Origin of the sequence: Pararhizobium antarcticum, assembly GCF_001885585.1 — a bacterium.
In the GTDB taxonomy this organism is placed as follows: Bacteria; Pseudomonadota; Alphaproteobacteria; order Rhizobiales; family Rhizobiaceae; genus Pararhizobium; species Pararhizobium antarcticum.
This window is the reverse complement of the sequence record NZ_LSRP01000079.1, coordinates 1-20,360: the sequence shown is the minus strand read 5'-3', so window position 1 is coordinate 20,360 and position 20,360 is coordinate 1. Positions and strand designations below refer to the sequence as shown.

The window sequence follows — 20,360 nt, the reverse complement described above, 5'->3', positions numbered from 1 at the left end:
GTCCGACGACCCATCACAGCCCTCGGACAGCCCTGATTTTTCCCAGAGCCTATCAACGTAAAAGCCGCCCGGATCGCTCCGGGCGGCTTTTTCAATTGTTGTATGGAGGGCGGCAGGACCGCCCTCGCCTTTTCAAGCCTTACTCGGCCGCTGCACCTTCGGATGCCATGTCGGTCAGCATCGGTGTTGCAACGTCGGCGCCCGTACCCTTGCGGCGCTCTTCGAGGATCATCTCGTCGCGCGCCGTCGCGATGCGACGGATCTGGGTCATGGTGCCGCCGGTACCGGCCGGGATGAGACGGCCGACGATGACGTTTTCCTTGAGGCCCTGCAGGCCATCGGTCTTGCCGGCAATCGCAGCTTCCGTGAGAACCTTTGTGGTTTCCTGGAAGGATGCGGCCGAGATGAACGACGGTGTCTGCAGCGACGCCTTGGTGATGCCGAGCAGGACCGGATCGCCGTAAGCCGGCTTCTTGCCCTGTTCGATCAGTTGGTCGTTGACATCATCGAGTTCGATGCGGTCGACGCTGTCGCCAACGATATAGGTCGAGTCACCGGCGTCGGTGATTTCAACCTTCTGCAGCATCTGGCGAACGATCACCTCGATGTGCTTGTCGTTGATGACAACGCCCTGCAGGCGGTAGACTTCCTGGATCTCGTTGACGAGGTAGGACGCAAGTGCCTCCACGCCCTTGATGGCCAGGATGTCGTGCGGTGCCGGGTTACCGTCGAGGATGTAGTCACCCTTTTCGATGTAGTCGCCATCCTGAAGATGGAAGGGCTTGCCCTTCGGGATCAGGTATTCGACCGGCTCGACACCGTCTTCCGCCGGCTCGATCAGCACGCGACGCTTGTTCTTGTAGTCGCGGCCAAAGCGGATCGTACCATCGATTTCGGCGATGATCGCGTGATCCTTCGGGCGGCGCGCTTCGAAGAGTTCGGCAACACGCGGCAGACCGCCGGTGATGTCCTTCGTCTTGGCGCTTTCCAGCGGCGAACGTGCGAGCACGTCACCCTGGGAGACCTTGGTACCCGGCTCGACCGAGAGAATGGCGTCAACCGACAGCAGGAAGCGGGCATCACCGCCACGCGACAGCTTCATCACTGCCCCGCTCTTGTCCTTGATGACGATCGCCGGCTTCAGATCGATACCGCGCGGCGTCGAACGCCAGTCGATAACCTGACGCTTGGTGATGCCGGTCGCTTCGTCGGTCGCTTCCAGAACGGAGATACCATCGACGATATCCTCGAAATGAACCGTGCCTTCGACTTCCGTCATCATCGGACGCGTATAGGGGTCCCACTCGGCGAAACGCTGACCGCGGCGAACCTTGTCTGCGTCGTCGACGAAGATCTTCGAACCATAGGCGACACGCTGCGAGGACCGTTCCACGCCGCGCTCGTCAAGGATCTGGATCGCCATGTTGCGGCCCATGGCAATGAGAATGCCTTCGGAGTTGCGCAGCATGTTGCGGTTCTTGATCTGGATCGTACCTTCATACGATGCTTCCAGGAACGACTGGTCGACCACGTTGGCCGTGCCACCAAGGTGGAACGTACGCATGGTCAGCTGTGTGCCCGGCTCGCCGATCGACTGCGCGGCAATAACGCCGACAGCCTCACCCATGTTGACGGGTGTTCCGCGTGCAAGGTCACGTCCGTAGCAGACGCCGCAGACGCCGGTCTGGATTTCGCAGGTCAGCGCCGAGCGAATACGGATCGACTGGATGCCGGCCTTCTCGATTTCGACGACATCGGCTTCAAGGATCATGCGACCGGCATCGACGATACGCTCGCCGGTGACCGGATGATCGATGTTGTCGAGGGCCGTACGACCAAGGACGCGGACACCGATGGAGGCAACAACCTGACCGGCATCGACGATGGCGGTCATGGTCAGGCCGGTTTCGGTCCCGCAATCGACGGAGTTGACGATGCAATCCTGCGCAACGTCAACGAGACGACGCGTCAGGTAACCGGAGTTTGCAGTCTTCAGGGCGGTGTCTGCGAGACCCTTACGGGCACCGTGGGTCGAGTTGAAGTACTCGTTAACGGTCAGGCCTTCCTTGAAGTTCGAGATGATCGGCGTCTCGATGATTTCACCCGACGGCTTGGCCATCAGGCCGCGCATGCCGCCCAGCTGACGCATCTGGTTCGGTGAACCACGGGCGCCGGAGTGCGACATCATGTAAATGGCGTTCATCGGCTTCTGACGACCGGTCTCCGGGTCGAACTCGACGGCCTTAATGCGGGCCATCATGTCTTCGGCAACCTTGTCGGTGGCCTTGCCCCAGGCGTCGACAACCTTGTTGTACTTTTCGCCCTGGGTGATGAGACCGTCATTGTACTGCTGTTCGTATTCCTTCACCAGGCTTTCGGTGTCACCGACGATCTTGGCCTTGGTTTCCGGAATGACCATGTCGTCCTTGCCGAAGGAAATGCCGGCGCGGCAGGCATGGGCAAAGCCGAGCTGCATGATGCGGTCGCAGAAAATGACCGTGTCCTTCTGGCCGCAGTGGCGGTAGACCGTGTCGATCATCTTGGAGATGTTCTTCTTGGTCAGTTCCTGGTTGCAGACGTCGAACGGCACGTTGACGTTCTTCGGCAGAAGTTCGCCGATGAGCATGCGGCCTGGCGTCGTTTCGAAGATCTTCGAAACGGGCTTGCCTTCTTCATCGACAGTCTTGAAGCGGCCACGGATCTTGGCATGCAGCGTCACCGACTTGGTTTCAAGCGCGTGATGCAGTTCGCCGAGATCGGAGAAGGCCATGCCTTCGCCCGGCTCGTTCTGGTTCATGATCGACAGATAGTAGAGACCGAGAACCATGTCCTGCGACGGAACGATGATCGGTGCACCGTTGGCCGGGTGCAGGATGTTGTTCGTCGACATCATGAGAACGCGGGCTTCAAGCTGGGCTTCCAGCGACAGCGGCACGTGAACGGCCATCTGGTCGCCGTCGAAGTCGGCGTTGAAGGCCGTGCAGACGAGCGGGTGCAACTGGATGGCCTTGCCTTCGACCAGTGTCGGTTCAAAGGCCTGGATGCCCAGGCGGTGCAGCGTCGGTGCGCGGTTCAGGAGAACCGGATGCTCGCGGATAACCTCGTCGAGGATATCCCAGACCTCAGGCTTTTCCTTCTCGACCAGCTTCTTGGCCTGCTTGACAGTCGAGGAGTACCCCTTGGCGTCGAGACGGGCATAGATGAACGGCTTGAAAAGCTCGAGCGCCATCTTCTTCGGCAGGCCGCACTGGTGCAGCTTCAGTTCCGGACCGGTCACGATGACCGAACGACCGGAATAGTCGACGCGCTTGCCGAGAAGGTTCTGGCGGAAGCGGCCCTGCTTGCCCTTGAGCATGTCGGACAGCGACTTCAGCGGACGCTTGTTGGCACCGGTGATGACACGACCACGACGGCCGTTGTCGAACAGCGCATCGACGGATTCCTGCAGCATGCGCTTTTCGTTGCGGATGATGATGCCAGGCGCACGAAGCTCGATCAGGCGCTTCAGGCGGTTGTTGCGGTTGATGACGCGACGATAGAGGTCGTTGAGGTCGGACGTCGCGAAACGGCCGCCGTCCAGCGGAACCAGCGGACGCAGGTCCGGCGGGATCACGGGAACGACCTTCATGATCATCCATTCGGGACGATTGCCCGATTCCATGAAGTTCTCGACGATCTTCAGGCGCTTCATCAGCTTCTTCTGCTTCAGTTCGGACGTGGTGTCAGCCATGTCCGAGCGCAGATCGCCGGCGATCTTCTCGAGATTCATCGAAGCGAGCATTTCATATATCGCTTCAGCACCAATCATCGCGGTGAACTGGTCTTCGCCGAACTCGTCGACGGCAAGCATGTACTCTTCTTCCGAGAGCAGCTGGCTTTCCTTGAGCGAAGTCAGGCCCGGCTCGGTGACGATGTAGTTCTCGAAGTATAGAACGCGCTCGACATCCTTCAGCGTCATGTCGAGCAGTGTCGAGATGCGCGAGGGAAGCGACTTCAGGAACCAGATATGGGCAACGGGCGCAGCAAGCTCGATATGGCCCATGCGCTCACGGCGAACGCGCGACAGTGTGACTTCCACACCGCACTTTTCGCAGATAATGCCCTTGTACTTCATGCGCTTGTACTTGCCGCACAAGCATTCGTAATCCTTGATCGGGCCGAAAATACGCGCGCAGAAAAGACCGTCGCGTTCCGGCTTGAAGGTACGGTAGTTGATCGTCTCCGGCTTTTTGATTTCACCGTAAGACCAGGAGAGAATCTTCTCCGGCGAGGCAATCGAAATCCGGATGGAATCGAATGTCTGTGCAGGCACCTGCGGATTGAAAAGATTCATGACCTCTTGGTTCATGCCTGTCTCCTTCGTGGGCGTGTCGCCCTCAGCTTTGGCAGGGATGCCGGCAAATCCCGGGCGCCGGCCCCTGCTTGAAACGGATATGACCGCATAAAATGCGGCCGCATTCCCTGCCCTGTCCCATTTACGCGGAACCGGGTGGAAAGGGTGCGCGCCACTTCACGAGCGGCACGCACCTTGATGTTTTTACTCGGCCGCGTCCGGCAGCTGCTGATTGGCAGCATTGAGTTCGTCGAGCTTGGAATTCTCCAGTTCGACGCTGAGACCCAGCGACCGCATTTCCTTGACGAGAACGTTGAAGCTCTCGGGAATGCCGGCCTCGAAGGTATCGTCGCCTCGGACGATCGCCTCGTAGACCTTGGTGCGGCCAGCCACGTCGTCGGACTTGACCGTCAGCATTTCCTGCAGGGTGTAGGCGGCGCCGTAGGCTTCGAGCGCCCAGACTTCCATTTCCCCGAAGCGCTGACCGCCGAACTGCGCCTTACCACCAAGCGGCTGCTGGGTGACGAGCGAGTAAGGACCGATCGAACGGGCGTGGATCTTGTCATCCACAAGGTGGTTCAGTTTCAGCATGTAGATGTAGCCGACGGTCACCTGGCGGTCGAACTGTTCACCGGTACGACCGTCGAACAGTGTCGACTGGCCGGTGACGTTGAGGCCAGCCTGCTCGAGCATGATGTTGACGTCGGCTTCGACTGCACCGTCGAAGACCGGCGTTGCGATCGACACGCCACGGCGTGTCTGCTCGGCCAGACGGACGATCGATTCATCGTCATACTGCTTGATCGGCTCGCCCTTCGGACCGGATCCGATGACGCTGTCGATGGTATCGCGCAGCGGCTGAATATCAGCGCCCGCCTTATACGCATCAAGCATGGCACCGATCTTCTTGCCCATACCGGCGCAAGCCCAGCCCAAGTGCGTCTCGAGGATCTGGCCGACGTTCATGCGCGATGGCACGCCCAGCGGGTTCAGAACCACGTCGACATGCGTACCGTCTTCCAGGAACGGCATGTCTTCGATCGGCACGATGCGCGAAACCACACCCTTGTTGCCATGACGGCCGGCCATCTTGTCGCCTGGCTGGATCTTGCGCTTCACAGCAACAAAAACCTTGACCATCTTCATGACGCCCGGAGGCATTTCGTCGCCGCGCTGGACCTTTTCGACCTTGTCCATGAAGCGGTGCTCGAGCAGCGACTTGGATTCGTCGTACTGACCACGCAGGGCTTCGATCTCGCCCTGAACTTTTTCGTCTTCCGTCGCAAACATCCACCACTGCGAGCGGGGATATTCGGAGATGATGGCGTTCGAAAGTTCAGTGCCCTTCTTGAAGCTCTTCGGGCCGGCAACGGCCACATGGCCGCGCAGCATGTCGAGCAGTCGCGAATAGACGTTGCGGTCGAGGATCGCCTGTTCGTCGTCGCGGTCCTTTGCGAGACGTTCGATCTCTTCCCGCTCGATCGCCATCGCACGTTCGTCCTTTTCAACGCCGTGGCGGTTGAAAACGCGGACTTCGACGATCGTTCCAAACGTGCCCGGAGGCATGCGCATGGACGTGTCGCGGACGTCGGAGGCCTTTTCGCCGAAGATGGCGCGCAGAAGCTTTTCTTCCGGCGTCATCGGGCTTTCGCCCTTCGGCGTGATCTTGCCAACCAGAATGTCGCCCGGCTGCACTTCTGCACCGATGTAGACGATACCGGCTTCATCGAGGTTCTTCAGCGCTTCTTCCGAAACGTTCGGAATATCACGCGTGATTTCTTCCGGACCCAGCTTGGTGTCGCGCGCCATCACTTCGAATTCCTCGATGTGGATGGAGGTGAACACGTCGTCGCGGACGATGCGCTCGGACAGCAGGATCGAGTCTTCGTAGTTGTAGCCGTTCCAGGGCATGAACGCGACGAGCGCGTTGCGGCCAAGTGCGAGATCGCCCAGATCGGTCGACGGACCGTCCGCGATGATGTCGCCCTTGTTCAGAATGTCACCGACGGTAACCAGCGGACGCTGGTTGACGCAGGTGTTCTGGTTGGAACGCTGGAACTTCTGCAGGCGGTAGATATCGACGCCGGACTTGCCGGCCTGGAGATCTTCCGTCGCACGGATAACGATACGCGTCGCGTCGACCTGGTCGACCACGCCGCCACGACGGGCAGCAATCGCGGCTCCGGAATCGCGGGCCACGATCGGCTCCATGCCGGTGCCGACGAACGGCGCTTCGGCACGCAGCAGAGGCACAGCCTGACGCTGCATGTTCGAACCCATGAGCGCGCGGTTGGCGTCATCGTTTTCAAGGAACGGAATGAGCGCGGCGGCGACAGACACGAGCTGGCGCGGCGATACGTCCATAAGGTTCACGACATCGCGCGGAGCGAGCATGACGTCGCCGGCATGACGGCAAACGACGAACTCTTCCGAGAACGAACCACTGTCGTCGAGGACCGAGTTGGCCTGGGCCACGTGGTACTTGGCTTCTTCCATCGCCGACAGATAGACGACATCGCTCGTTACCTTACCGTCAATGATCTTGCGGTAAGGGCTTTCGATGAAGCCGTACTTGTTGACGCGGGCAAAGGTTGCCAGCGAGTTGATCAGACCGATGTTCGGGCCTTCAGGCGTTTCGATCGGGCAGATACGGCCGTAATGGGTCGGGTGAACGTCGCGGACTTCAAAGCCTGCGCGTTCGCGCGTCAGACCACCCGGTCCAAGGGCCGAAAGACGGCGCTTGTGGGTGATTTCCGACAGCGGATTGACCTGGTCCATGAACTGCGACAGCTGCGAGGATCCGAAGAATTCGCGAACGGCAGCAGCAGCCGGCTTGGCGTTGATCAGGTCCTGCGGCATTACGGTGTCGATTTCGATCGACGACATGCGTTCCTTGATCGCGCGCTCCATGCGGAGCAGGCCAAGACGGTACTGGTTTTCCATCAATTCGCCGACGGAGCGAACGCGGCGGTTGCCGAGGTTGTCGATGTCGTCGATCTCGCCCTTGCCGTCACGCAGCTCAACGAGCATCCGGACCACGGCCAGGATGTCTTCCTTGCGCAGGATACGCACAGTATCGGCGGCGTCGAGGTCGAGGCGCATGTTCATCTTGACGCGGCCCACGGCGGAGAGATCGTAACGCTCCGAATCGAAGAACAGCGTGTTGAACATGGCTTCGGCCGAATCCATGGTCGGCGGCTCACCCGGACGCATGACGCGGTAGATGTCGAACAGCGCGTCCTGGCGGTTCTCGTTCTTGTCAGCGGTCAGCGTGTTGCGGATATAGGCACCGATATTGATGTGGTCGATGTCGAGAACCGGGATTTCTTCAAAGCCCGAGGCCATGATGACGCCGAGCGTCTTCTCGTCGATCTCGTCGCCGGCTTCGAGGAAGATTTCACCGGTCTGGACGTTGACCAGGTCTTCGGCAAGATAATTGCCATAGAGATCGTCGTCCATCGCCTTGATGGCCTTCAGGCCCTTTTCCGTCAGCTGCTTGAGCAGGCGCGGCGTCAGCTTCTTGCCCGATTCGACCACGACTTCGCCGGTATCGGCGTCGATCAGGTCGGAGAGAGCCTTCTGGCCGCGCAGCGCGTCGGGCTGGAACGGGATCCGCCAGCTCTTGCCGTCGCGCTGGTAGAGCGACTTGGTGTAGAAGGTGTCGAGGATTTCCTCGCCATCCATGCCGAGCGCCATCAAAAGCGACGTGACCGGAATCTTGCGGCGACGGTCGATACGGGCGTGCACGATGTCCTTGGCGTCGAATTCAATATCGAGCCAGGAACCGCGATAGGGAATGACGCGGGCCGCAAACAGAAGCTTGCCCGAGGAATGGCTCTTGCCCTTGTCGTGGTCGAAGAACACGCCCGGCGAACGGTGCATCTGGGAAACGATGACGCGTTCGGTGCCGTTGACGATGAACGTACCATTGTTGGTCATGAGCGGCATGTCGCCCATGTAGACGTTCTGTTCCTTGATGTCCTTGACGGACTTGGCGCCCGTATCCTCATCAATATCAAACACGATGAGGCGCAGCGTCACTTTCAGCGGCGCTGCGTAAGTCAGATCGCGCTGACGGCATTCCTCAACGTCGAACTTCGGCTGTTCGAACTCGTAGGATACGAATTCGAGCATCGATGCGCCGGAGAAATCGGTGATCGGGAAAACGGACTTGAAAACAGACTGGAGACCCTCATCCGGACGACCGCCCTGCGGTTCGTCCACCATGAGGAACTGGTCGTAGGACGCCTTCTGAACCTCGATGAGGTTCGGCATTTCTGCGACTTCGGGAATTTTACCAAAAACTTTGCGTACGCGCCTACGACCATTGAATGAAAGGGTCTGAGCCATCGTCGCTCCTTCAAATTTTGCATCCGGGCCTGCAACGGACGGGAACCGATGGCCAGTCGATCCCGTCAATCAATGAGTGGTTCAATCTCGTCCAACGTCCAAAAACACACAGCGCGGATTGCTGTCGTCTTCCTGGAACGGGACTATCCTCTTGAAGAACTCATTACCCAAAAGCCTTTTTACGGGCCTTTGGGTAATAGGTTCAGAAAGCGGTCAAAGAGAGGCGGCCCTTTCGGGCCACCTCCCCTTGCAGAAAGCAAGATTACTTGACGTCAACCTTGGCGCCGGCATCTTCGAGCTTCTTCTTGAGGTCGGCAGCTTCAGCCTTGGAAACGCCTTCCTTGACAGCCTTCGGAGCGGCTTCAACGAGGTCCTTGGCTTCCTTCAGGCCGAGGCCCGTGATTGCGCGGACTTCCTTGATGACGTTGATCTTGTTGGCGCCAGCTTCCATGAGCATGACGTCGAACTCGGTCTTTTCTTCTTCAACGACAGCAGCAACAGCAGCGCCGCCAGCAGCAGCAGCTACAGGAGCAGCAGCCGAAACGCCCCACTTTTCTTCGAGCATCTTGGAAAGCTCAGCAGCTTCCAGGACGGTCAGAGCGGACAGGTCTTCAACGATCTTTGAGAGATCAGCCATGTGATAGTTCCTTTGATACTTGGTTCGAACTTGGTTGAAAATTTACAGCGAAAAACCGCCTTATGCGGCTTCTTCGTCCTTCTTGGCGTAGGCTGCGAACACGCGGGCAAGCTGGCTTGCCGGTGCTGCAACAACCGATGCGATGCGCTGTGCCGGGGTCTGAATCATGCCCAGCAGCTTTGCACGCAGCTCGTCCAGCGAAGGCAGGGTCGCAAGCGACTTGACTGCTTCCGCATTGAGCGCGGTTGCTCCCATGGCGCCACCGAGAATAACGACCTTGTCGTTGGTCTTGGCGAATTCCATGGTAACCTTCGGAGCCGTGATGGGGTCAGAGCTGTATGCAATCAGCGTCTGTCCCTTGAAGAGATCAACGATCCCTTCCGACTCCGTACCCTGAAGGGCGATCTTGGCCAGACGGTTCTTCGCGACTTTGACGGTGCCGCCAGCAGCGCGCATCTTCGAACGGAAATCGTTCATCTGAGCGACTGTGACACCGGCATAGTGGGCCACGACAACCGAACCCGAAGCCTTGAAGACCTCGTTCAGTTCCGTGACGAATTCGCGTTTTTCCGCTCTTTCCACTGCCTATCTCCAGTTGACAGGACCGCAAAATCGCGGACCTGTCGGTTTGCCTTTGCCGCTCGAGGACCAAAGAATGATCCCAAGCGACGCTCGAGGATCCTGTCCCCTGCGCAGTTCCGTTGACCGGACCAGGCACAAGGCAAGCCGAGGTTCGAACCAAACTCCCACGCCTCAGCGTGTTTGCGAAATCTGGGTCTTAACCGTCTCATGCAGGCGAAGTGATTAAGGGAAAACCACCTGCAGTCTCGGACAGGAGTTCCGGGTTTGACGCCGGAAATTTCCGGCCCCGAAGGACCGGAAATCTTTGTCTGGACACGGTCGCTTGCGGCCATGTCCGTCACCGGGCGCAAAGCCCGGATGAAATATTAAGCGGCCGTGACGCTCGAAGGGTCGATCTTGACGCCCGGGCCCATGGTCGAGGAAATCGCTACGCGCTTGACGTAGTTGCCCTTGGCACCAGCCGGCTTTGCCTTGATGACCGCATCTGCGAAAGCGCGGATGTTTTCTTCAAGAGCAACAGCATCGAACGAAGCCTTGCCGATGCCGGCATGGACGATGCCAGCCTTCTCGACGCGGAACTCGACGGCGCCGCCCTTGGATGCCTTGACGGCTCCGGCAACGTCCATGGTGACCGTTCCGACCTTCGGGTTCGGCATCATGCCACGCGGGCCGAGGACCTTGCCGAGACGGCCGACGAGCGGCATCATGTCCGGGGTCGCGATGCAACGATCGAAATCGATCTTGCCGCCCTGGACGATTTCGACCAGATCTTCTGCACCAACGATGTCGGCGCCTGCAGCGCGGGCTTCATCAGCCTTGGCACCACGGGCGAAAACAGCGACGCGAACCGTACGGCCAGTGCCGTTCGGCAGATTGACAACACCACGGACCATCTGGTCGGCGTGGCGCGGATCAACGCCAAGGTTCATCGAGACTTCGATGGTTTCGTCGAACTTGGCGATTGCCCGTTCCTTGACCAGCGAAATCGCTTCTGTCAGGGCGACGAGCTTCGTCGGATCGATGCCCTCACGGGTCTTCTGTACGCGCTTTGCAATCTTTGCCATGGTCTCAGCCCACCACTTCCAGGCCCATGGAGCGGGCAGAGCCCTCAACCATCGCCATTGCGCCTTCAACGTTTGCCGCGTTGAGATCCTTCATCTTGGCTTCAGCGATCTTGCGGATCTGCTCCTGGGTCAGCGTACCGACCTTCGGGCCCTTGCCAGGCGTCTTGGAACCAGCCGTCAACTTCGCTTCCTTCTTCAGGAAGTAGCTGACTGGCGGCTGCTTCATGATGAAGGTGAAGGACTTGTCCTGGTAATAGGTGATGACGACCGGGATCGGCATGCCCTTTTCCATTTCCTGCGTGGCGGCATTGAACGCCTTGCAGAATTCCATGATGTTTACGCCACGCTGACCAAGCGCCGGGCCGATTGGCGGGGACGGGTTTGCCGATCCTGCCTTGACCTGGAGCTTGAGGTGGCCTGCAACTTTCTTAGCCATTTCTCTCTGCCTTTGTCTTTATCGCGAACCATCGCCTAAGCGACCTGTTCTCGACATCATGACCGGTTGCCCGGTCGTTCATGCCATTACCTCTCCGGAAATGGCGGCTGCGGTTGCGTGGTGCGGCCCGGCGTTCCGGCTAAGATCGCCAACCTCCCACGCGAATGGCGGATCACTCCGCCGCTTGCCGGCTTATAAAAACCGGCAAATTCTTCAAAAGCGCACGACCGGAGAAAACCCCGGCCCGCACGCAAATCTTGTCAGACCTTCTCGACCTGTGCGTATTCGAGCTCGACCGGCGTAGCGCGACCAAAGATCGAAACTTCGACCTTGAGGCGCGAACGCTCTTCGTCGACATCCTGGACGATCCCGTTGAACGAGGCAAACGGGCCATCGGAAACACGAACCTGCTCGCCAACCTCGAAGGAAATCGAGGGCTTCGGGCGATCCACGCCATCCTGAACCTGGCCGAGAATACGATCAGCCTCGGAATCGGGAATCGGAACAGGCCTGTTGTCGGAACCGAGGAAGCCGGTCACCTTCGGTGTGTTCTTGATCAGGTGGTAGGCTTCGTCCGTCAAGTTGGCCCGAACCATGACATAGCCGGGGAAAAACTTGCGCTCCGCATCGACCTTGCGGCCGCGGCGAACTTCGACAACCTTCTCGGTCGGAACCAGGATCTGTTCAAAAAGGTGGCTCAAACCCTTCTGCCGTGCCTTTTCCTCGATCGATTCAGCGACCTTCTTCTCGAAATTCGAGTAGGCGTGAACGATGTACCAACGCGCTGCCATATTCATCCCCAACCGTTCAAATGCCAACATTCAGGACGAGGCCAATCAGCCAGCCCAGAAGTTGGTCCGCAGCAAAAAAGAAAACGGCCGCGAAAAAGACCATGACGAAAACCATCAGGGTCGAGATCATCGTCTCGCGCCGCGACGGCCAGGTCACTTTCGCCGTTTCAGCCCGTACCTGCTGCAGAAACGTAAATGGATTTGTCTTGGATGCCATTGAATGCCCACGCCATTACGGCCCGTAAAGCTGACGTTTCAGCCCCACGCGCCGCGTGTCTGTTTGAACCCTTACATAACCACCGATTCTCAAAACCACAAGAGGTCATCGATGCTTTTGCAAAATTACACGGAAACGATCAGATGCATTTCCGTCCTTCATTTCCACAAGACATGATCACCATGCACTTCGAGAAAATGGCAGGGGCAGCCGGGCTCGAACCGACGACCTGCGGTTTTGGAGACCGCCGCTCTACCAACTGAGCTATGCCCCTTTACCGAAACACCGGCGCCTCTTTCAAGCCGCCGCGTTTCAAGTCAGCGGCTTAATAGGCAGTTTGCGGCGCGCTGACAAGCGTCTTCGGTGGAAAAGCGCACTTTCCTGCGCTCTTTTTTCTTGCCCCTCCGCTCGCCGCTCAGCGTGGCACGTATTTGCGCCAGTCATGCTGCTCGCGGAAACCGAGAACCTCCCGGATCTTGCGGTTCGACAGCAGCCCCTCGAATTCACCGATCTCGCGCGTGAACGGCACATTGGGGAAATAGCGGGCTGCCAGGGCACGGGTGGGCGTATCGGCGGAGACGGTATCATTCGTCGCATTGAAGACCTGATAGCCGAGACCATCCTTCTCGATGCAGAGCCCGACGATCTGGCCGAGATCGCGCGCATCAATATAGCTCCAGGCAATGCGCTTGCGGATCTCTGGATTGGCAAAATAATGCGGGAAACGCTCATATTCATGCGGCTCGATGACGTTGCCGATTCGCAGCGCATAAATGTCGAAACCGCTGCGCTCCGCAAAGGCGCGCGCCGTCTTCTCGTTCACGACCTTTGACAGGCCGTAGCTGTCCATAGGATGGACGTCATAATCCTCGTCGAGCGGGAACTGGTGAAAATCCCTGTGCCCTTCGGCGAAGCAGACGCCATAGGTCGTCTCGCTGGAGGCGACGACGATCTTGCGGATGCCGAGCTTCACCGCCGCCTCGATGACATTGTAAGTACCCATCGTGTTGATGCGGAAGGTCTCGTTGTCCGGCTTGATCAGGATGCGCGGAACGGCGGCAAAATGCACGACCGCGTCAAAAACCTTCGGCCCCTGCCCGTCTTCGAGATCCGGAAAATCGCGGTGCATCGACAGGGCGTTGAACACCTGACCACTATCGGTGATATCCGCGATCAGATTGGTGACACCAGGGCTCTCGAGCGGCACCAGATCGATGTTGTGCACCTCGTAACCAGCCTCGACGAGATAGGGCACAGCGTGGCGCCCGGCTTTGCCAGACCCGCCGGTGAACAATATCCGCTTCTTCATGCCGTTCTCTCCCACTTGTCATTCCCTTGTCGGTGTCTGCGACGATATGGGTCCGCCGGAGACCACGGCAAGGGCGGTTTCGCCTGTAAAGCGATCTTTTCACACAGCAATGTCGTTTGCGTCCGCGCCCGTCCCGTGTCGAGATCCGAGCACGCATAAAAAAGCCCCGCCGTTACCAGCGAGGCCTTGAACATTCAATCGTTTCCGACGACCACCGTCGCCCGTCGATTACTCGACGATCGAGGCGACGATGCCGGCGCCGACGGTACGGCCGCCTTCGCGGATCGCGAAGCGCAGCTTTTCTTCCATCGCGATCGGAACGATCAGCTCGACGGCGACCGTGACGTTATCGCCAGGCATGACCATTTCCGTGCCTTCCGGAAGCGACACGATGCCGGTCACGTCCGTCGTGCGGAAGTAGAACTGCGGACGATAGTTGGTGAAGAACGGTGTGTGACGACCGCCCTCTTCCTTCGTCAGGATGTAGGCTTCAGCCATGAACTTCTTGTGCGGCTTGACCGAACCCGGCTTGCACAGGATCTGGCCACGCTCGACGCCGTCACGGGTGACGCCGCGGATCAGCGCGCCGATGTTGTCGCCGGCCTGGCCCTGGTCGAGCAGCTTGCGGAACATTTCAACGCCGGTCACCGTCGTCTTGGTGGTGGCGCGGATGCCGACGATTTCGACTTCTTCACCAACCTTGACGATGCCGCGCTCAACGCGACCGGTCACAACCGTACCACGGCCCGAGATCGAGAACACGTCTTCGATCGGAAGCAGGAACGGCAGGTTGATCGGACGCTCAGGCGTCGGGATGTAGGCGTCGACAGCAGCCATCAGCTCGCGGATGGCGTCTTCGCCGATCTTCTTGTCCGAATCTTCAAGCGCGGCCAGAGCCGACCCCTTGACGATCGGGATGTCGTCGCCCGGGAAATCGTACATCGACAGGAGTTCGCGCACTTCCAGCTCGACGAGCTCGAGAAGTTCGGCGTCGTCAACCTGGTCAACCTTGTTCAGGAACACGACGATCGCGGGAACGCCGACCTGACGGGCGAGCAGGATGTGCTCGCGGGTCTGCGGCATCGGGCCGTCGGCTGCCGAGCAAACCAGGATCGCGCCGTCCATCTGCGCTGCACCGGTGATCATGTTCTTGACGTAGTCGGCGTGGCCGGGGCAGTCAACGTGGGCGTAGTGACGGGCAGCCGTCTCGTATTCGACGTGCGCCGTCGAGATGGTGATGCCGCGCGCCTTTTCTTCCGGGGCAGCGTCGATCTGGTCATACGCCTTGTATTCGCCGAAATACTTCGTGATCGCTGCCGTCAGCGACGTCTTGCCATGGTCGACGTGGCCAATCGTGCCAATGTTGACGTGCGGCTTGTTGCGCTCAAATTTGCTCTTTGCCATGGGGTGCGTATCCTGTGATCAATAGATGGGATCATCCGGCGTCGCCGGTTTGGGGAGGCGTTTAAGGGTTTCGGAGGAATTGCGCAAGACATAAATATCCTGTCCCGCGCGCGACGACCGGCCTTTTCATGTCCGCTATATGGGGTCTGTAAAATGCAAATCCACCCCCGAAATCCGCGAATCGAAAAAGCCCCGCAATTCAAAAGCTTGAAGCGGTTTCTTCAACGATGATTCGAAAATTTAAAAGTGATGTGCTGGAGCGGGTAGCGGGAATCGAACCCGCGTATTCAGCTTGGAAGGCTGCTGCTCTACCATTGAGCTATACCCGCGGTACGGTCATCGATCCTGTGACAGAATGGTGGAGGGAGTTGGATTTGAACCAACGTAGGCTGAGCCAACGGATTTACAGTCCGTCCCCTTTAACCACTCGGGCATCCCTCCATTATTCCGTCGGGATCAAGCGACCAAGCTTGTCAGATCAAAGCGGTTCCGGCCGGAGCAAGTCGCCCCTTCAATCTGCGCCGGGTATATGACCGGCCCGTTTCATCCTGTCAACACGATGGGTCAGAAAAAATTGATAAATCCGCCACAAACAACAGACGCCGCGGATTTCGCGAAAAACGGTTCCAAGGCGACACCTTCCTCAGTATAAGGCAGCTATGAGCAAAGATAATCCCGGCGACAAGAGCCCCAGAGACACCCATTACGCCACGCTGCGCCGCGCCCATCGCGATGCAAAGCGCGAGCGCGGCGAAATCCCGACGCCCGTGCAGGAGCGGCGCAAGAAGACTGCAGCCGGCGACTGGACGGCGCCGCAACTGGCGCCAGACCAGGTGCTGCTGTACGGCGTGCACACGGTGCGTGCGGCGCTCGACAACAAGGAGCGGCAGATCATCAAACTGTCGCTGACCCAGAATGCACTGGTGCGCCTGGAGATCGGTCCCGTCGAGGCACTGGAATTTCCGGTTGAGATCGTTTCCCCGCAGGATCTCGACAAGATTCTTGGCCCGGATGCCATCCACCAGGGCGTCATGCTGGAAACCCGGCCCCTGCCCGTCCGCCGGCTTTCGGCGCTGACGGACAGCCCGCTGATCCTGGTGCTCGACCAGATTACCGATCCACACAATGTCGGCGCGATCATGCGCTCGGCGGTCGCCTTCAATGCCGGCGCCCTGATCACCACCATGCGCCACAGCCCGACGGAATCCGGCGTTTTGGCGAAGTCCGCCTCCGGCGCGCTGGAAATGATCCCCTATATCCAGATCACCAATCTCGCCGATGCCCTCGAGGAACTGCACAAGCTCGGCTTCACCTCGATCGGCCTTGATTCGGAAGGCCCCGCACCGCTGGAAACGACACTGTCCGGCCAGAAGATCGCGCTCGTCCTCGGCGCCGAGGGCAAGGGCCTTCGCCAGAAAACCCGGTCGACGGTGATGGCGCTGGCGCGCCTCGACATGCCGGGCGCCATCAAGTCGCTGAATGTTTCGAACGCCGCAGCGATCGCCATGTATGCAGCGCGTGCGCATCTGGCCAAGGGCTGAGATCGATCCGTTCGGGACGGCTGTCCGGCTCCGGCTCAATGCCGCCGTCGGGCAGCCATCCTCCAGACGCAGCAGGGTCGTGACGTTCAGCGCCATCTCGCACCGGGCGAGAGAGGACATATCGCCGGCACGCATGCCGACTGTTTCCCCGAATTCATGATCCGATCCGTCACGCATGTTGCGGGTGCAACGCGCCTCTAGCGGCGACGCGTGACTGTTTGTCGGCGCGATGGTCGCCAGGCGGGACAGGCGCCGGAAAGAGGATGGCGGCCCCGTCTGCAGAGCGGACGTATGGTGCCAACGCGGACTTTGACGAAGCCCGCATCTCCGGTCCGACGCTTTATTCCATCAGGCCTTCTTGAGGAATTCTGTGCGCAGCACCAGGCCCTTGATCTTGGCGTGGCGGCATTCGACTTCGTCCGGTTCGTCCGTCAGGTGAATGCCCTTGATCACGGTTCCCCGCTTCAGGGTCTCGGACGTGCCCTTGACCTTGAGGTCCTTGATCAGCGTGACGTTGTCGCCTTCCTTCAGGATCGTGCCGTTGCTGTCCTTGACGTCCATTTTCAATCTCCCTTGCGGCCGGGCACATCGCTTGACGTGGACGCCTGTTTTATAGCCGCAGGCTTTAGCCGCTCGCACAGACTTCGTCTAGCGTCACCGAAACGGCAAAAGCCGGGCATCACGTAAACCGACCCCGAAAGCTGGAGATCAACCTTCTGGGGCGGTTCACAGAGAATGCCCGGCTTTTGGGAGGGTAGAACGAGATATCAGGCAGCCGTGGCGAACCCGTCATGGTCAGCAATGGCCTTTTCGGCGCCGGCGATCGCCGACTGCTTGGCCTCATCGCCCATGGCAAGCCCCTCGGCGCGGATGAATTCGATGTCGTTGATGCCGATAAAGCCGAAGACAGTCGAGAGATAGGCTTCCTGATGATCCATGGCACTCATTGGCGAGGCACCGGAATAATGGCCGCCGCGGGTCGATGCGACGATGACCTTCTTGCCCTTGGCAAGGCCCTCGACACCGGTCTCGGTGTAGCGGAACGTCGTTCCGGCCACCACGACGCGATCGATCCAGGTCTTCAGCTGCGTCGGGACGGCGAAATTATACATGGGCGCGCCAATGACGACGACGTCGGCCTTGAGAAACTCGTCAAGGGCAGCCTTTCCGGCATTGAGTTCCGACGCCAGCGAAGCCTCGATGCCTTCCGGGCCGGCCGAGGCAGCCATCAGATGGGCGCCGCTCAGATGGGCGAGCGGTGCGGCAACGAGGTCGCGATACGTCACGGTGGCGGATGCGGTATCGGCTGTCAGCCGGGCGACGATCGATGCCGTCAGGCGGCGCGAGACGGAGTGATCGCCAAGAATGCCGGAGTCGATGTGCAGGATGTTCATTGGGGAGCACCTTCGTGATTGATTGTCTTTGTTTGCAGTGCACACCATATGTTTCCAAAACAATCGACCGATAAGACAACAGTTTTTCGACAGGGCGTTTCCTGCTAGAAACAATCAACCCGAAAACAGACCATCATGGAGTGTGCCGTGCAGGACCTCAACGACCTCGCCCTCTTTGCCGCCGTGGTGAAGCACAAGGGCTTTTCCGCCGCGGCGCGCGCGCTCAACATCCCGAAATCCAAGCTCAGCAAACATGTCGCCCGGCTGGAGCAGCAGCTCGACGTCCGGCTTCTGGAACGCTCGACCCGGAAGCTGCGCGTCACCGATATCGGCCAGGCCTTCTACGAGCGCTGCGAGGTGATTCTCGCCGGCGTGGAAGCCGCTGAAGCGGTGGTGGCGACGGCCAAGAGCGAGCCGGCAGGCCTGGTGCGGCTCGCCTGCCCGAACGGCTTTTCGCCGATGATCGCCCATATCATGCCGGCCTTTCATCGCGCCTATCCCGGCATCCGCGTTTTAATCACGACCACGAATCGCCGGATTGATCTCGTCGAGGAACGATTCGACATCGCCCTGCGCGCCCGCGACGAACTCGATACCGACAACCAGATGATCGTGCGCAAGCTCGGTGCCGGGCGAAATCACCTGGCGGCCAGTCCAGAGCTCCTGTCGCGCCTTGGGCCGGTTACCATCGACACCCTCGGCAGACTGCCGACCCTGTCGATGAACGAACAGCATGCCACCGACACATGGTCGCTGTTTCACCAGGACGGCAGCAGCCGCGAGATTGTGCATATGCCTGTGATCGGCTGCAGCGATTTCGGCGTCATCGAACAGGCGGCGATCGACGGTATCGGCATTGCCATGCTGCCGCATCATATCGTTCAGCGCGGATTCCGGACCGGCGCGCTGGTGCCTGTGCTGCCCGAATGGATGTCGAAGGAGGTGATCGTCCACCTCGTCTTCACCTCCCGTCACGGCATCCTGCCGGCCGTGCGCGCCCTCATCGACCATCTTGCGCAAGCGCTTCCCGATGCTTTGGCGCGCTGCACGGAGGTCGAGCCGCGTCAGACGACATTGCTGCGCGCCGCCGAATAGGCTGTAATCACACGACCAAAGCCAGCGCGCCGCGGACAGGCAGCGGCCAAACGGGGACAGACAGCATGACACGGGAACGGCGGCGGGGTATCGTCAGGCGGCGCAGGACGGCCATAGGCGCAATTCTGGTGGCGGGCATCTCCTTTCTCGCGGGGATGACAGACGCGGTGGGTCTGCTGCATCTGGGCAGTTTCGTTTCCTTCATGAGCGGCAACACCACGCAGGCCGCCGTCGCCCTTGCACGCGGCAACCTGGGACACGCCGCGCTTCTTCTGGGTGGTCTTGCGGTCTTCGTGGCCGGCAATGCCCTTGGCATCATCATCGCCCATGGCGCGACGCGCCGAACATTCCGGGTCCTGACGGCGGTCACCGTGCTGCTCGCCGGCGCTGCGCTGTTGACAGCGCAGGACCATGCGATCGTGCAGTTCTATCTGATCATTCTTGCCATGGGTGTGATCAACACCGCGGTCGAGCATATCGAGGGTCTGCCGATCGGGCTCACCTATGTCACCGGTGGCCTGTCGCGATTCGGACGTGGGCTTGGCCGCATGCTGGTCGGCCAGCGCCATCCCGGCTGGCTGATCCAGAGCGTGCCCTGGCTCGGCATGGCCATAGGTGCCGTTTGCGGCGCCTTGCTCGAGATCCATTTCGCCGCCGCATCCCTGTGGATGACCTGCAGCCTTTCGGCCCTGCTCGCCGCCGCCGCCTTCTTCATCCCGCCCCGGCTGCAGCGGCGCATGGCCCATGCTCATGTTCATGTCCCGGCCCGAAAAATCGCCCAGCCGGGCATGTAGGCTCAGGCCGTTTCCTGGCCTGTGATCGCCGGAGAGAGGCTTGCGGAAGGCAGGCGGTCATCGGAAAAATGCAGCGACAGAGGATTTTTGCTTTACACGCCAACAGAATCTGGTAACTCCCTCCGCGTGCTGCCCTTATAGCTCAGTTGGTAGAGCACCTGATTTGTAATCAGGGGGTCTCGGGTTCGAATCCTGATGGGGGCACCATTAAATTCCAAGGCTTAGGCCTTAATTTTTCCCGAAAACAAGCTAAAATTACTCCCACGCACATCTCGTATAGTGTTTGGGGGCAAAATGACGTGTCATACCGTTCTTGGTGACAAGGTCAGCGCTGAGATTGAAGCCCCCACCCGAAGACGATTGCCAACGTTGAATCGACAGTGTTTTTTTTGCATCCCCGGCCAGTATTGTGA

The 20,360-nt window shown here is 59.5% G+C and carries 15 protein-coding genes and 4 tRNA genes; 4 read left to right on the top strand and 15 right to left on the bottom strand.

Annotated features, from left to right (window positions below):
* Positions 1-139: 139 nt before the first annotated feature.
* The 13 genes from rpoC to AX760_RS10050 form a co-directional block, all read right to left on the bottom strand.
* The gene (gene rpoC, locus AX760_RS10110) at positions 140-4,348 is read right to left on the bottom strand and encodes a DNA-directed RNA polymerase subunit beta' (RefSeq protein ID WP_071832760.1); all 4,209 of its coding nucleotides are present in this window, start codon (positions 4,346-4,348) and stop codon (positions 140-142) included.
* A 189-nt stretch (positions 4,349-4,537) separates the two neighbouring features.
* Positions 4,538-8,683: a DNA-directed RNA polymerase subunit beta gene (rpoB, locus tag AX760_RS10105; protein WP_071832759.1), complete on the bottom strand. Its 4,146-nt coding sequence runs from the start codon at positions 8,681-8,683 to the stop codon at positions 4,538-4,540.
* A gap of 262 nt (positions 8,684-8,945) precedes the next feature.
* Positions 8,946-9,320, bottom strand: a complete 375-nt coding sequence (rplL, locus tag AX760_RS10100; protein WP_071832758.1) for a 50S ribosomal protein L7/L12 — start codon at positions 9,318-9,320, stop codon at positions 8,946-8,948.
* Positions 9,321-9,380: 60 nt separating this feature from the next.
* Entirely contained in the window at positions 9,381-9,902 is a 522-nt protein-coding gene (gene rplJ / locus AX760_RS10095; protein ID WP_071832757.1) for a 50S ribosomal protein L10, read from the bottom strand.
* 365 nt (positions 9,903-10,267) lie between these two features.
* Positions 10,268-10,966, bottom strand: a complete 699-nt coding sequence (gene rplA, locus AX760_RS10090; protein ID WP_071832756.1) for a 50S ribosomal protein L1 — start codon at positions 10,964-10,966, stop codon at positions 10,268-10,270.
* Between the two features lie 4 nt (positions 10,967-10,970).
* The gene (gene rplK / locus AX760_RS10085) at positions 10,971-11,402 is read right to left on the bottom strand and encodes a 50S ribosomal protein L11 (RefSeq protein ID WP_071832755.1); all 432 of its coding nucleotides are present in this window, start codon (positions 11,400-11,402) and stop codon (positions 10,971-10,973) included.
* Between the two features lie 260 nt (positions 11,403-11,662).
* On the bottom strand, positions 11,663-12,193 hold the full coding sequence (gene nusG / locus AX760_RS10080) for a transcription termination/antitermination protein NusG (RefSeq protein ID WP_071832815.1): 531 nt from the start codon (positions 12,191-12,193) through the stop codon (positions 11,663-11,665).
* 16 nt (positions 12,194-12,209) lie between these two features.
* The gene (gene secE, locus AX760_RS10075; RefSeq protein WP_071832754.1) at positions 12,210-12,410 is read right to left on the bottom strand and encodes a preprotein translocase subunit SecE; all 201 of its coding nucleotides are present in this window, start codon (positions 12,408-12,410) and stop codon (positions 12,210-12,212) included.
* Between the two features lie 198 nt (positions 12,411-12,608).
* Positions 12,609-12,684, bottom strand: a tRNA-Trp gene (locus tag AX760_RS10070).
* Positions 12,685-12,825: 141 nt separating this feature from the next.
* A complete protein-coding gene (locus AX760_RS10065; protein ID WP_071832753.1) occupies positions 12,826-13,719 on the bottom strand; it encodes an NAD-dependent epimerase/dehydratase family protein in 894 nt (297 codons plus the stop codon).
* A 228-nt stretch (positions 13,720-13,947) separates the two neighbouring features.
* Complete coding sequence (gene tuf, locus AX760_RS10060; protein WP_071832752.1) at positions 13,948-15,123, bottom strand: elongation factor Tu; 1,176 nt, start codon at positions 15,121-15,123, stop codon at positions 13,948-13,950.
* 255 nt (positions 15,124-15,378) lie between these two features.
* Positions 15,379-15,452: transfer RNA gene (locus tag AX760_RS10055), tRNA-Gly, on the bottom strand.
* A 27-nt stretch (positions 15,453-15,479) separates the two neighbouring features.
* Positions 15,480-15,564, bottom strand: a tRNA-Tyr gene (locus tag AX760_RS10050).
* A gap of 218 nt (positions 15,565-15,782) precedes the next feature.
* On the opposite strand from AX760_RS10050, the gene rlmB reads away from it, so the two are divergent.
* Positions 15,783-16,664 (top strand): 23S rRNA (guanosine(2251)-2'-O)-methyltransferase RlmB, encoded by an 882-nt coding sequence (gene rlmB, locus AX760_RS10045; protein ID WP_071832751.1) that lies wholly within the window; start codon positions 15,783-15,785, stop codon positions 16,662-16,664.
* 348 nt (positions 16,665-17,012) lie between these two features.
* Here the strand turns inward: rlmB and AX760_RS10040 are convergent, their stop codons facing one another.
* Both AX760_RS10040 and AX760_RS10035 read right to left on the bottom strand, forming a co-directional pair.
* Positions 17,013-17,225: an alkylphosphonate utilization protein gene (locus tag AX760_RS10040; protein WP_071832750.1), complete on the bottom strand. Its 213-nt coding sequence runs from the start codon at positions 17,223-17,225 to the stop codon at positions 17,013-17,015.
* A 206-nt stretch (positions 17,226-17,431) separates the two neighbouring features.
* Positions 17,432-18,058 (bottom strand): FMN-dependent NADH-azoreductase, encoded by a 627-nt coding sequence (locus tag AX760_RS10035; protein ID WP_071832749.1) that lies wholly within the window; start codon positions 18,056-18,058, stop codon positions 17,432-17,434.
* Between the two features lie 147 nt (positions 18,059-18,205).
* On the opposite strand from AX760_RS10035, the gene AX760_RS10030 reads away from it, so the two are divergent.
* The 3 genes from AX760_RS10030 to AX760_RS10020 all read left to right on the top strand — a co-directional run bounded on the left by AX760_RS10030 (position 18,206) and on the right by AX760_RS10020 (position 20,154).
* On the top strand, positions 18,206-19,153 hold the full coding sequence (locus AX760_RS10030; RefSeq protein WP_071832814.1) for a LysR family transcriptional regulator: 948 nt from the start codon (positions 18,206-18,208) through the stop codon (positions 19,151-19,153).
* A gap of 65 nt (positions 19,154-19,218) precedes the next feature.
* A complete protein-coding gene (locus tag AX760_RS10025) occupies positions 19,219-19,947 on the top strand; it encodes a YoaK family protein (protein WP_071832748.1) in 729 nt (242 codons plus the stop codon).
* A 131-nt stretch (positions 19,948-20,078) separates the two neighbouring features.
* A tRNA-Thr gene (locus AX760_RS10020) sits at positions 20,079-20,154 on the top strand.
* Positions 20,155-20,360: the final 206 nt, after the last annotated feature.

Coding starts and splice junctions, on each gene's coding strand:
- rpoC (WP_071832760.1), bottom strand. CDS start 4,348: ATGAACCAAGAGGTCATGAATCTTTTCAATCCGCAGGTGCCTGCACAG.
- rpoB (WP_071832759.1), bottom strand. CDS start 8,683: ATGGCTCAGACCCTTTCATTCAATGGTCGTAGGCGCGTACGCAAAGTT.
- rplL (WP_071832758.1), bottom strand. CDS start 9,320: ATGGCTGATCTCTCAAAGATCGTTGAAGACCTGTCCGCTCTGACCGTC.
- rplA (WP_071832756.1), bottom strand. CDS start 10,966: ATGGCAAAGATTGCAAAGCGCGTACAGAAGACCCGTGAGGGCATCGAT.
- rplK (WP_071832755.1), bottom strand. CDS start 11,402: ATGGCTAAGAAAGTTGCAGGCCACCTCAAGCTCCAGGTCAAGGCAGGA.
- nusG (WP_071832815.1), bottom strand. CDS start 12,193: ATGGCAGCGCGTTGGTACATCGTTCACGCCTACTCGAATTTCGAGAAG.
- secE (WP_071832754.1), bottom strand. CDS start 12,410: ATGGCATCCAAGACAAATCCATTTACGTTTCTGCAGCAGGTACGGGCT.
- AX760_RS10065 (WP_071832753.1), bottom strand. CDS start 13,719: ATGAAGAAGCGGATATTGTTCACCGGCGGGTCTGGCAAAGCCGGGCGC.
- tuf (WP_071832752.1), bottom strand. CDS start 15,123: ATGGCAAAGAGCAAATTTGAGCGCAACAAGCCGCACGTCAACATTGGC.
- rlmB (WP_071832751.1), top strand. CDS start 15,783: ATGAGCAAAGATAATCCCGGCGACAAGAGCCCCAGAGACACCCATTAC.
- AX760_RS10040 (WP_071832750.1), bottom strand. CDS start 17,225: ATGGACGTCAAGGACAGCAACGGCACGATCCTGAAGGAAGGCGACAAC.
- AX760_RS10035 (WP_071832749.1), bottom strand. CDS start 18,058: ATGAACATCCTGCACATCGACTCCGGCATTCTTGGCGATCACTCCGTC.
- AX760_RS10025 (WP_071832748.1), top strand. CDS start 19,219: ATGACACGGGAACGGCGGCGGGGTATCGTCAGGCGGCGCAGGACGGCC.